Origin of the sequence: Staphylococcus sp. 11511212 (assembly GCF_011394755.1) — a bacterium.
Lineage (GTDB): Bacteria > Bacillota > Bacilli > Staphylococcales > Staphylococcaceae > Staphylococcus > Staphylococcus chromogenes.
This window is the reverse complement of record NZ_JAANBQ010000003.1, coordinates 145,025-157,523: the sequence shown is the minus strand read 5'-3', so window position 1 is coordinate 157,523 and position 12,499 is coordinate 145,025. Positions and strand designations below refer to the sequence as shown.

Here is a 12,499-nt window from a genome sequence, read left to right as displayed (position 1 = left end):
ACAACTTTACAATTATTAAGATTTTTATGAGATTTCCTCTCCTATGGTAAAGGCAGTTGATATTAATAAAAAGCGGTAATGAAAGCACAAATGGCTCTCAATACCGCTTAATCTATGCTTTACAAATGAAGCTTTGTAAGAACATATCTCAACTATAGGTTAACTAATATTATAGATTTTTAATCAATTCATCCGCAAATTCAGATGTTTTCACTTCTGTTGCGCCATCCATTAATCGTGCAAAGTCGTATGTTACCACTTTTGAAGCGATTGTTTTTTCAACAGACGCTGTAATTAAGTCTGCCGCTTCTTGCCAACCTAAATGTTCTAATAAAAGAACACCTGATAAGAGTACAGAAGATGGATTCACTTTATCTAAATCCGCATATTTTGGAGCTGTACCGTGTGTCGCTTCAAAAATGGCATGTCCAGTTTCATAGTTAATGTTTGCCCCTGGCGCAATTCCGATGCCACCAACTTGAGCAGCTAAAGCATCTGAAATATAGTCCCCATTTAAGTTCATTGTAGCTACAACATCATGGTCTGAAGGACGTGTTAAAATTTGTTGTAAGAAAATATCTGCAATCGAATCTTTAATGATAATTTTCCCAGCTTTTTCAGCTTTCTCTTGCGCTGCATTAGCTTCTTCTTTACCTTTTTCTTCAACAATTTTGTCATATTGTTGCCATGTAAATACTTTATCACCAAATTCACGTTCTGCTAAATCATAACCCCATTGTTTGAATGCACCTTCAGTAAATTTCATAATGTTACCTTTATGAACGAGTGTGACAGATTTACGATTATTGTCTAAAGCATATTGAATGGCTGCACGTACGAGGCGTTCTGTTCCTTCTTTTGAAACAGGTTTAATCCCAATACCTGATGTTTCAGGAAAACGAATATTTTTAGCACCCATTTCATTTTGCAAGAAATCAATCACTTTTTTGACTTCTTCAGAACCTTCTTTAAATTCAATACCTGCATAGATATCTTCTGTATTTTCACGGAAAATAACCATATCTGTATCTTGAGGATTTTTTACTGGTGAAGGAACACCTTGGAACCAACGTACAGGACGTAAACATGTGAATAAATCTAACTCTTGACGTAACGCTACATTTAATGAGCGAATACCTCCACCAATCGGTGTTGTTAATGGACCTTTAATCGCAATTAAATATTCTTTAATCGTGTCCAAAGTTTCTTGTGGTAGCCACTCTCCAGTTTGATCATAAGCTTTTTGACCCGCTAATACTTCTTTCCAAGAAATTTCTTTTTCACCGTTGTAAGCTTTTTTGACAGCTTCATCAATGACACGACTTGCTGCTTTCCAAATGTCTGGACCAATTCCATCGCCTATAATATATGGAACGATAGGTTGATTTGGGACATTTAAACCATCTGCTGTTTTTACAATTTTTTCACTCATTTTAAAGTAACCTCCATGAATTGAATATCTTGTTCAGAAATCTTTAATATTAATCACGTTGTTCTATTGGTAAATATTTGCGATTTGTTTCACCAATATATGTTGCTCTAGGTCTCATAATACGATTATCTCGTAATTGTTCTAAAATATGTGCTACCCAACCTGATGTACGGCTAACCGCAAAGATTGGTGTAAATAAATCATGTTCAATACCCATGCTGTGGTAAACTGTAGCACTATAAAAATCGACATTAGGTAGTAATCCTTTTTCTTCTTTAACGATATCCGCAATTTTAACAGAAATTTCGAACAATTCACTTTGTCCTGTTTCATCTGTAATTTTTTGACTCATTTCTTTTAAATATTTTGCACGAGGATCTCCGTTTTTATATACCCGATGTCCAAAGCCCATAATTTTTTCTTTATTGTCAAAAGCCTTTTTCAAGTACGCTTCAACATTATCCACTGAGCCGATTTCTGTTAACATGCGTATAACACGTTCGTTTGCACCACCGTGAAGCGGCCCTTTTAATGAACCAACTGCTGCAGTAATCCCAGAATACATATCAGACATAGATGAAACTGCACAACGCGCTGTGAACGCAGAAGCATTTAATTCGTGGTCTGCATGTAAAATTAACGCTTTATTAAAACCTTCTACTTCAACATCTGTTGGTTTTTCCCCTCTTAGCATATACAAGAAGTTCGCTGCATATGAAAGAGAAGTATCAGGTTTAACTGGCTTTTTACCTTCACGTACGCGTGCGAATGAAGTTACTAATGAAGCAATTTTAGATTGAATTCGAATACCTCTCTCATACAATGCTGCTTCATCATTATCATCTGCATTATCGTCAAAATGCGCCAAATACGAAACAGAAGTTCGTAACGCAGTCATTGGATGAACTTCATCAGTTGTATACTCCTCAAAATGACTATACATACGTGGATTTAGCGTCATATAATGATGTAATTTATCTTTAAGTTCTTGTAGTTCCTTCTCATTAGGTAATCGGTAATTCCATAGAAGGAACATTACTTCTTCGAACAAAGCATTTTCTGCCAAATCATCAATGTCATATCCAGCATAAGTCAACTGGCTATCGACGATTGAACTAATCTTTGTCTCTGCTGCAATTACACCTTCTAGACCTTTCTGTAGTTCTGCCATATGAATTTCCCCTTTACTATATATTCGCTCTTTTGTAATGGCTTTCATAAGTTATTATAGCTAATATCACACGATTTGTGAATATTTATTGAACGTTCAAAATTCCGGACCCTCTTGTTAAAACCAAGAGTTAAACAGCCTAAAAATATGTATAAACATTGATTTTAAGATGTTTCTCGCCAATGACTCTAACCAATCAAACCTCAAAATTATAATCATTTGCTTTCTTTATCATAATTAATAATTAGATATGATAGGCATTATACTCATAAACAAATTTTGTTAAAAAGCGATGCACTTTATTTTAAATAAAAGTAATATAAAAACCACTATATATCATTTATACACGATATATAGTGGTTTTGTCTTGTTCTAAGCTTTATTCGTGCGCAACAGTTTAAAGAACGTTTGCGTAACCTTCAAATATTTTACCTTGGGCGGCATCAACAGTGACTAATACATCATCTTTGACGCTTTGAAGGACGTTTTCCACACCTACAACCGTAGAAATCCCTTTTTCTAAACCTACAATAGCGCTAGGTGAAGTTAAGCCACCTTCTTCTGTAATAAGGCCAACGGCTTGATCGAGATAAGGTACGAAAGTTTCATCAATAGAAGATGTGACGATGACTGCATTTGATAAGTCTTTTCCTTTTAATTCAGAAGCTTGGTTCACAACAACTGTACGGCCCACGGCAGAAGTACGGCCAATACCTTGTCCTGATGCAAGTTCATCACCAATGAGATGAAGTTTCATTAAGTTCGTAGTGCCTGATTCACCTGTAGGGACACCTGCAGTAATAATAATAAGGTCACCATTAACAACACGCTCAGATTCAATCGCTGTCGCAACAGCATTATTTAATAATTCATCTGTAGAGTAATTGCCTTTTTTGATGATAGGGTAGACACCCCACATTAATGCACACTGACGTGCAGTTGATTCGTTAGGTGTGACAGCAAGAATATCAGATTTTGGTCTATATTTAGAAATTGTTTTCGCTGTACTTCCACTTTCAGTCGCAGCAACAATTGCTTTTACATTTAAGTTTAAAGCGGTATGAGCAACTGAAACACCAATCGCATTTACAAGTGAAGTCTCTACGAGTTTTGTACGATCAGATAGTAATTTTTTGTAATCTTGCGCTTGTTCAGCAGCTACAGCAATATTATGCATCGCTTTAACAGCCTCTTCAGGATATGATCCTGCCGCAGTTTCTCCAGATAACATGACAGCATCTGTACCATCATAAATAGCGTTGGCAACGTCTGATGCTTCTGCACGTGTGGCTCTCGGATTACGTTGCATAGAGTCTAACATTTGTGTCGCAGTTATGACAGGTTTGCCAAGTTTATTACATTTACGGATTAATTCTTTTTGCACGATTGGTACCGTTTCTGGTGGAATTTCAACCCCCATATCTCCACGAGCAACCATCAAGCCGTCAGACACTGCAAGTATTTCATCAATGTTGTCGATGCCTTCTTGGTTTTCTATTTTAGGGATGATACTAATCGTATGATGGTTCGCTTCTTCTAAAATTTTACGAATTTCTAATACATCACTTGAGCGTCTTACAAAGCTAGCGGCAATAAAATCAACATCTTGGTCGATACCAAAACGAATATCATCCGCATCTTTTTCAGTAATACCTGGTAAATTTACACTCACACCCGGTAGGTTTACACCTTTTTTATTTTTTAGTTCACCTGTATTTAATACTTTACAGTGAACTTGACCTGCACTGTGGTCTATTTCTTCCACTTGTAATTCAATCAATCCATCATCAAGTAAGATAAATGAACCTTCATGCACATCATTAATTAAATTTTCATAAGTTACAGAGAACATCTCAGGCGTTCCTTCGACCTCTGTCATACTTACAGACACTTTCGTCCCTTTTTCTAAAGTAATCAAACCATCTTTCATGTTATGTGTACGAATTTCTGGTCCTTTTGTATCTAATAAGATACCAATATTTAAATTTAATTTGTTTGCTACTTTTCGGATGGTTTCAATACGTGCACGATGTTCGTCATGTGACCCATGTGAAAAATTTAAGCGTGCAACATTCATACCTGCTCTCATTAATTTTTCTAACATTTCTTCAGATTCTGAAGCAGGTCCAATCGTACATACGATTTTTGTTCTTTTCATGATTTTGCCTCCTAGATTAAATCGATAATTCTTTAGTTAATTCAAGCATGCGTTCATTAATTTTATTTTCTGATGTTGCATTAAAGATTTGATCAAAGTCAGTTGCTGTTAAATGATTATCTTTAATACCTACCCCTTTTGCAGTCTCACCATTCATCAACAATTCCATAGCATACCCACCCAGTCTTGATGCAAGCACACGGTCCATACCGGTTGGGCTTCCTCCACGTTGGATATGTCCTAATACGGATACACGTGCGTCCACATTGATATATTTTGTTAGTTCGTCTGCACAAGTGTTTCCAGACATACAACCTTCTGCCACAATAATGATAGAGTGCTTTTTACCACGATCAATACCGTGTTGTATTTTTTCGGCAATATCTTGAATATTATATTCTGCTTCTGGTAATATGATAGATTCTGCACCTACAGCAAGTCCAGACCAAAGCGCTAAATCACCACAGTCTCGGCCCATGACTTCAATAATAAAAGTTCGGGCATGACTTGAAGCAGTATCTCTGATTTTATCGACAGATTCGATAATTGTATTTAAAGCTGTATCAAATCCAATTGTAAAGTCAGTCCCATTAATATCATTATCAATTGTCCCAGGAATTCCAATTGTTTGGATGTCATGGCATTCTTCGTTAATGCGTTGTGCACCACGATAACTTCCATCACCACCAATAACGACAAGGCCTTCAATCCCACGTTTTCTTAAGTTTTCTATCCCTTTAGCTCTAACACTTTTTTCTTTAAACTCTGGGCAACGGGCAGAGTATAAAAATGTGCCCCCGCGTTGAATGGTATCTCCAACAGAACCGAGCTCAAGTTTATGAATATCGTCATTAATTAAACCTTGGTAACCTTGATAAACTCCATAAACTTCAATGTTGTGATAAATCGCTTTACGAACAACCGCACGAACCGCTGCGTTCATTCCCGGAGCATCTCCTCCACTTGTTAAAACAGCAATCTTTTTCATGTAGACATTCCCTTTCTCGCTTTGTTATTACTTTAAAAATAACATAAATCATCATGGCATTCCATTAAAAATAGCATCTCCATGAAATGAAAACGGTTTAAATAACAACTGTCACGAAACGTACATATTACAAGCTTTCATATGTGTTTTCACAACTTCAAATATGTCATTCTAATCTTCTATAAAACGCTAAAAATAGTAACATAATATCAAGTGAAAAATATAAAAAGGGCAGAACATCTTAAAAGATATCCCGACCTTTTATTAGAAATATGATTTAATTCACACTTACGCACATACGATATCCATCGTCAATATGCGCATACCAAATTGTTTTGTAATAATTACTAATGTGCGCTTTATTCAACAAATGTACCCATTTGTCTGAATTTATTAAAACGATCTTCCTTGATCGCTTTTTCATCCATTTGTTGAAACGCTTTTAAATGTCTTGTAAATGCCTCTTTAATTTGTTTAGCTTGACGCTCAATGTCGTGATGGGCCCCACCTAAAGGCTCTTTAATGACTTCATCTATAATTTGAAGTTCTTTTAAATCATACGCAGTAATTTTCATTGTTTCAGCAGCAATTTTAGCTAAAGCACTATCTTTCCAAAGTATACCAGCAGCCCCTTCTGGCGAAATAACCGAATAGGTACTGTTTTCGAGCATTAGAATGCGGTTACTCACGCCAAGTCCTAATGCACCGCCACTTCCACCTTCACCAATCACAATTGCAATAATTGGCACCGATAAACTTGCCATTTCAATTAAATTACGTGCTATCGACTCGCTTTGTCCACGTTCTTCCGCAGCTTTACCTGGATAAGCGCCTTTTGTGTCTATAAATGTAAAAATAGGTCTATTGAACTTTTCGGCCTGTTTCATTAAACGTAACGCTTTACGATAACCTTCAGGATGAGCCATCCCAAAATTACGATAAATGTTATCTTTAGTATCTTTCCCACGTTGATGTCCTATCACAGTTACTGGGGTTCCATTGAAGAATGCGAGTCCCCCAATAATCGCAGGGTCATCTCTAAAATTACGATCTCCATGAAATTCGATAAAGTCTTCAAAAATATGTGAAATATAATCAAGTGTAGTTGGACGTTCCTGTAGACGTGCAATTTGCACACGATCCCAAGGTTTTAACGATGTATAAACTTTTTCTTTCTCTGTTTGCAGCGTTGCTTCTAGCATGTCAATTTCATCTGAAAGGTCGACATCATTTTTTGACTGAGCATCCTTTAAAGAATCGATTTTGTTTTTAATTTCTTGAATAGATTTTTCAAATTCAAGCATTACGATTTCACCTCACGATGCATTTCAAAAATTTGTGCTAACGTTTCTCTCATCTGACTGCGATGCACAACTTTATCAAGTTGTCCATGCTCTAAAAGAAACTCAGCAGTTTGAAAGTCTTCAGGTAATTTTTCGTTGATTGTCTGTTCAATGACGCGTCGACCGGCAAAGCCAATTAAAGCTTTAGGTTCCGCTAAATTTATGTCTCCTACAGAGGCAAAACTTGCAGATACACCACCAGTAGTTGGATGTGTCATGTAAGAAATAAATAACAAACCTGCATCTGAATGTTTCTCAAGCGATACACTTGTTTTTGCCATTTGCATTAAAGAGATAATTCCTTCTTGCATACGAGCGCCACCAGAAGCTGTAAATAACACAAACGGCAACCGATGTTGGGTACAATAATCAACAATTCTACAGATTTTTTCGCCTACAACAGAACCCATGCTCCCCATTCTAAAACGAGAATCCATTACACCAACGCCAAATCGAATACCATTTAAAGTTGCAGTCCCTGTCACCACTGCTTCGTTCAGGCCTGTTTTCGTTTGATCTTTTTCAAGTTTTTCTTCATATCCAGGAAAATTCAAAGGATTAGCAGAGGTCATCCCTTTGTCAAACTCATTAAATGTACCTTCGTCAGAAATTGCCTCTATACGACTGTATGCTGACAATGGGATATGATGATCACAATTAAAACAAACATTAAGATTTTCAGTCAGTTCTTTTGTGTACATTATTTTTTTACAGTTAGGACATTTCGTCATAATTCCTTCTGGCACATCATTTTGTTTTGAATCTTGCACCGTAACATATTTTTTCTTTTTGGAATTACGATTGAAAAAATCTTTAAACATAGTTTTACCTCCACACTACCCTTTTTTCTATCTGAGTTACTTAAGGTCAGTTAATGCTAATGTTTTTTGATAAATCTCTTCTGGGTCAACATCAATACGGGCAACACCAGATTCCATTGCTGCTTTGGCAACTGCTTTAGCAACTGAAGGTGCCACACGTTTGTCAAATGGTCCAGGAATAACATAATCTTCAGTAAGTTCTTCTTCTGAAATTAAACTTGCTATCGCCTCAACTGCTGCTTGTTTCATTTGTTCATTTATATGTGTCGCACGAACGTCCAATGCGCCTCTAAAAATCCCTGGAAATGCGAGTACATTATTAATTTGATTAGGAAAATCCGAACGACCTGTCCCAATCACTTTAGCCCCAGCTGATTTCGCTAACTCAGGCGTAATTTCTGGATTAGGATTTGCCATCGCAAATATAACAGGATTATCCGCCATGGAACGTACCATTTCTTCAGATAAAAGATTTGCTACAGAAACACCAATAAACACATCAGCACCTTCAATAACATCAGCGAGTTTACCGTTAATTTTATCTTTATTTGTCCATTTAGCTACATATTCTTTTGTCGGATTCATTCCGTGAGGACGACCTTCATAAATCGCACCTTGGGAATCACACATAATCATTTCTCTTACGCCATAAGAATACAATAATTTTACTATTGCGATACCAGCGGCCCCTGCACCATTTAAAACAACTCTTATATCAGAAAGATCTTTTTTAACAATACGTAATGCATTCATCAATCCTGCTAATGTTACAATCGCAGTCCCATGTTGATCATCATGAAACACTGGAATTTTAGTTTCTTTTTTTAATCGTTCTTCAATTTCGAAACAACGTGGTGCAGAAATGTCTTCTAAATTAATCCCACCAAAATTAGGTTCTAACAATTTCACTGTTCGTATAATTTCTTCTGTATCTGTGGTTGAAAGAGATAATGGAATGCCGTCAATACCTGAAAAGCTTTTAAATAAAACTGCTTTCCCTTCCATAACTGGAAGACTGGCCTCTGCACCGATATTGCCTAGTCCAAGTACAGCTGTACCGTCTGAAATTACAGCGACTGTATTGTTTTTCATCGTGTAATCATAAACTTTTTCTGGATGTTCATGGATATCTTTACATGGTTCAGCGACTCCTGGTGAATAGGCCAAACTGAGTTCCTCTTTATTCGTAACCTTAACTTTAGGCGCGACTGCAAGTTTTCCATGGTTTTCTTTATGCATTTGCAAAGCTTCGTCTCTTAAAGACATTCATTATCAACTCCATTGTTTACTTTCTCATTATGCTGACTGAAAAACAGCCGAACTTATTCGTCATTATACTATACGTCATAAAAAATTGATATATAATTTACATTTACAACCTTCTTATAACAATCTTATATTATGAGGTTCCACGGCTTGGATTATTTTCTTCAAATATTTTCGGTTAACGTAGCCTATTGGTTTTGTTGTATTAGATTTGTTATTAAAATAAGCCACATTTAAATAATCGCTTGTTAGATGATTTTGAGGTACTTGAGCTACCAATACCTCTTTGTATATGGATTCAGGTAATTTTTGACGTGTGACTATTTTTCTTGCCGTTTCTAACCTTTTTGCTTCATAATTTTCTAAAGTATCTAAACTTTGGATAATTAATTGATGCAGATGATTTCTTTGTTCAAACTTACCTTCCACGACATATAAATTTTTGGGAGTGAGCGTAGCTTCTATTTTATGAAAAGTATTTGGAAAGAGCACCCCATCCATATGACGCACCCCATCGTTCAAAGCAACAAATGCCATTTGTTGGCCTTTCTTAGTTCGAATGACTCTGACATCATCTATGGTCACCAAAATTGGTGCATATTGTGCTTTGACTGTAAGTGGAAATACACCAAGATATTGTTTTAATTGAAAAGCTTTTTGCGCGGGATGCGTTGAGACATAAAACCCTAAATAGTGTTTCTCGTATTCTGATTTTTGATGGTCAGGCATTTCTTCAGTTTCTTGATAATCTTGTTTTGTTGTCGAAAAAGCTTCTAGAAAACTTTGATCTAAATCAGATTGTGAATCATTGATTTGGTCTATAGATTGTAGTAAGGTTGCGCGATTCTTTTTAAAACAATCCATTGCCCCTGATAGAATAAGCGCCTCTAAAATTCTTCTGGAGCGTATCCTTGCCGGTATACGTTGACAAAAGTCAAAAAAATCTTTATATGGACCGTTATCTATACGTTCTTTTACAATTATTTGCACACTTTGATATCCGATGCCTTTAATCGCACCTAATGAGATATAAATTTCATTGTTCACTGCACGATAACGCCATTGACTTTGATTAATATGAGGCCCATGAACGCGAATCTTTTGTTGTTTCGCCTCATATACCATTTGTGCTGTTTTTGATTCATTCCCAATCACATTGGTTAAAATGTTCGCATAAAAATACGAGGCATAATGAACTTTTAAATAACTCATAATATAGGCTATCTTAGAGTAACTTACTGCATGTGCTCGTGGAAAACCATAATCTGCAAATTTCAATACTAAGTCAAAGATTTCTTCGCTTAGCGATTGTTCATAACCTTTCGACGTCGCCCCTTCAATAAAATGTTGGCGTTCATTTTCCAATACCGCTCTATTTTTTTTACTCATCGCTCGCCTTAAAATATCCGCTTCACCATAACTAAATCCAGCAAACTGGCTTGCAATTTGCATGATTTGTTCCTGATAAATAATAACCCCATAAGTCCGCTTCAAAATAGGTTCTAAATCAGGATGTAAATATCTTACTTCACTCGGTTGATGGCGACGGCGTATATAAGTTGGAATTTCTTCCATAGGACCGGGACGATATAAAGAGGTCACCGCAACAATATCTTCAAAATGTTGGGGTTTGAGTTTTTGAAGCACTCGACGTACACCTTCAGATTCCAATTGGAAAATTCCTGTTGTATCTCCTTTGGACAACAATTCAAATACTGCATGATCATCAAAGGGAATAGATTCGATATCGATAAGATGATTCTGATCTTTTTGAATCTGTTTAATGACCTGATGAATAATGGTCAAATTACGTAAACCTAAAAAGTCAATTTTCAACAGCCCGATGCGTTCGGCTTCAGTCATAGTCCACTGCGTTAAAATACCAGTGTCCCCTTGTGTTAAGGGGATTGTTTCATAGAGGGGATGATCATTAACAATAACTCCTGCCGCATGCGTCGATGTATTTCGGGGTAAACCTTCTAATTTCTTACATAATTTAAACCATTGTTCGTGTCGATGATTGCGATGCACAAATTGTTTAAATGCTTCTGTTGCATAGGCTTCATCAAGCGTAACACCTAATTTACTAGGAATTAATTTAGAAGCCTCACTCAATGTTGATTCATCAAACCCCATCACGCGTCCCACATCACGCGCGACGGCTTTTGCAAGCAAATGACCAAATGTCACAATACCTGCAACTTTATAATCACCATATTTTTGTTGCACATATTGAATGACTTTTTCACGTTGTGTATCTTCAAAATCAATGTCAATATCAGGCATTGTGACACGTTCCGGATTTAAAAAACGTTCAAAGAGTAAATCATATTTTAAAGGATCAATAGTCGTTATGTTTAATAAATAACTTACAAGTGAACCAGCAGAAGACCCCCTTCCTGGCCCTACCATTACGCCGTTGTTTTTAGCATAATTAATAAGATCACTTACAATTAAGAAGTAATCACTGAATCCCATAGATTGAATTGTTTTGAATTCGTGTAAAACCCGCGATTGATAATCTGATTGTAAAAGTCGTTTTTCTTTCATTGCTTGTTGTAACTTCATCCATAAATAATCATCAGACGACATTTCATTTGGAGTTTTAAATTCTGGTAATAATGATTGGTGATAGTTTAGAGTCGCTTGGCATAACTGTGCAACTTCATCAGTGTTTGATAACCACTCATGAGGTATTTGTAGACTTTCAATTTCACCAAATGATTTTAAATGTTGATTGGGAAATTGGGGAGGGTCCACTAGGTTTAGTTTTGTATTATCACGAATGGCCGCAAGAACGTCTATCGTATCTGCATCCTCTGAATCTTCATATATTGTTGACTCAATCCATACTTTTTGAATATTCGAGATTTGAGAGTGTGCATCTACATAAACAGTAGTACTCTCAGGCAACCCTTTAAGCCACGTCGATGATGATTCATCCATGGATTTAAATATGACAACGGTCTCTTTTATGAATGGACTCATTTCATTAATATTTAAATGGGCGCGTTGTTGGGTATTGATTTCAGATGATAATTTAAATAAATTTTTAAGACCCTGATCACTTTTAGCTAAAATAACCGCTTCTTTTTCAACGAGATCATCAGTAACATAAACCGTTATTCCTAATAGAGGCTTAATTTCAGCTTGGACACATGCATCATAAAATTGAGGTATGCCATACATAACATTTAGGTCCGTAATAGCTATAGCCGTATACCCGATAGCCTTTGCTTTTGAGACAATACGTTTAATATCAACGCTCGAATTAAGCAAGTCATAGGATGTATGGATATTTAAATGTGCAACCATAGGAT

Annotated in this window: 8 protein-coding genes; all 8 read right to left on the bottom strand. The window is 36.2% G+C overall.

Going from position 1 to position 12,499, the window contains the following annotated elements:
• Positions 1–169 precede the first annotated feature (169 nt).
• Positions 170–1,432, bottom strand: a complete 1,263-nt coding sequence (gene icd, locus G8Y84_RS02185) for an NADP-dependent isocitrate dehydrogenase (RefSeq protein WP_107366492.1) — start codon at positions 1,430–1,432, stop codon at positions 170–172.
• A gap of 49 nt (positions 1,433–1,481) precedes the next feature.
• The gene (locus G8Y84_RS02180; RefSeq protein WP_105962864.1) at positions 1,482–2,603 is read right to left on the bottom strand and encodes a citrate synthase; all 1,122 of its coding nucleotides are present in this window, start codon (positions 2,601–2,603) and stop codon (positions 1,482–1,484) included.
• A gap of 397 nt (positions 2,604–3,000) precedes the next feature.
• Positions 3,001–4,761 (bottom strand): pyruvate kinase, encoded by a 1,761-nt coding sequence (gene pyk, locus G8Y84_RS02175; RefSeq protein WP_105962865.1) that lies wholly within the window; start codon positions 4,759–4,761, stop codon positions 3,001–3,003.
• 16 nt (positions 4,762–4,777) lie between these two features.
• Positions 4,778–5,749, bottom strand: a complete 972-nt coding sequence (gene pfkA / locus G8Y84_RS02170; protein WP_105962866.1) for a 6-phosphofructokinase — start codon at positions 5,747–5,749, stop codon at positions 4,778–4,780.
• A 359-nt stretch (positions 5,750–6,108) separates the two neighbouring features.
• Positions 6,109–7,053, bottom strand: a complete 945-nt coding sequence (locus tag G8Y84_RS02165) for an acetyl-CoA carboxylase carboxyltransferase subunit alpha (protein ID WP_105962867.1) — start codon at positions 7,051–7,053, stop codon at positions 6,109–6,111.
• Positions 7,053–7,913 carry an acetyl-CoA carboxylase, carboxyltransferase subunit beta gene (accD, locus tag G8Y84_RS02160; protein WP_103159064.1) on the bottom strand — a complete coding sequence of 287 codons (861 nt, stop codon included), beginning with the start codon at positions 7,911–7,913 and terminating at the stop codon, positions 7,053–7,055. The genes G8Y84_RS02165 and accD overlap by 1 nt, the downstream gene beginning before the upstream one ends.
• 36 nt (positions 7,914–7,949) lie before the next feature.
• The gene (ystJ, locus tag G8Y84_RS02155; protein ID WP_105962868.1) at positions 7,950–9,179 is read right to left on the bottom strand and encodes an NADP-dependent malic enzyme; all 1,230 of its coding nucleotides are present in this window, start codon (positions 9,177–9,179) and stop codon (positions 7,950–7,952) included.
• Between the two features lie 117 nt (positions 9,180–9,296).
• Positions 9,297–12,494, bottom strand: coding sequence for a DNA polymerase III subunit alpha (locus G8Y84_RS02150; protein WP_165806086.1), 3,198 nt, complete (start codon positions 12,492–12,494; stop codon positions 9,297–9,299).
• Positions 12,495–12,499: the final 5 nt, after the last annotated feature.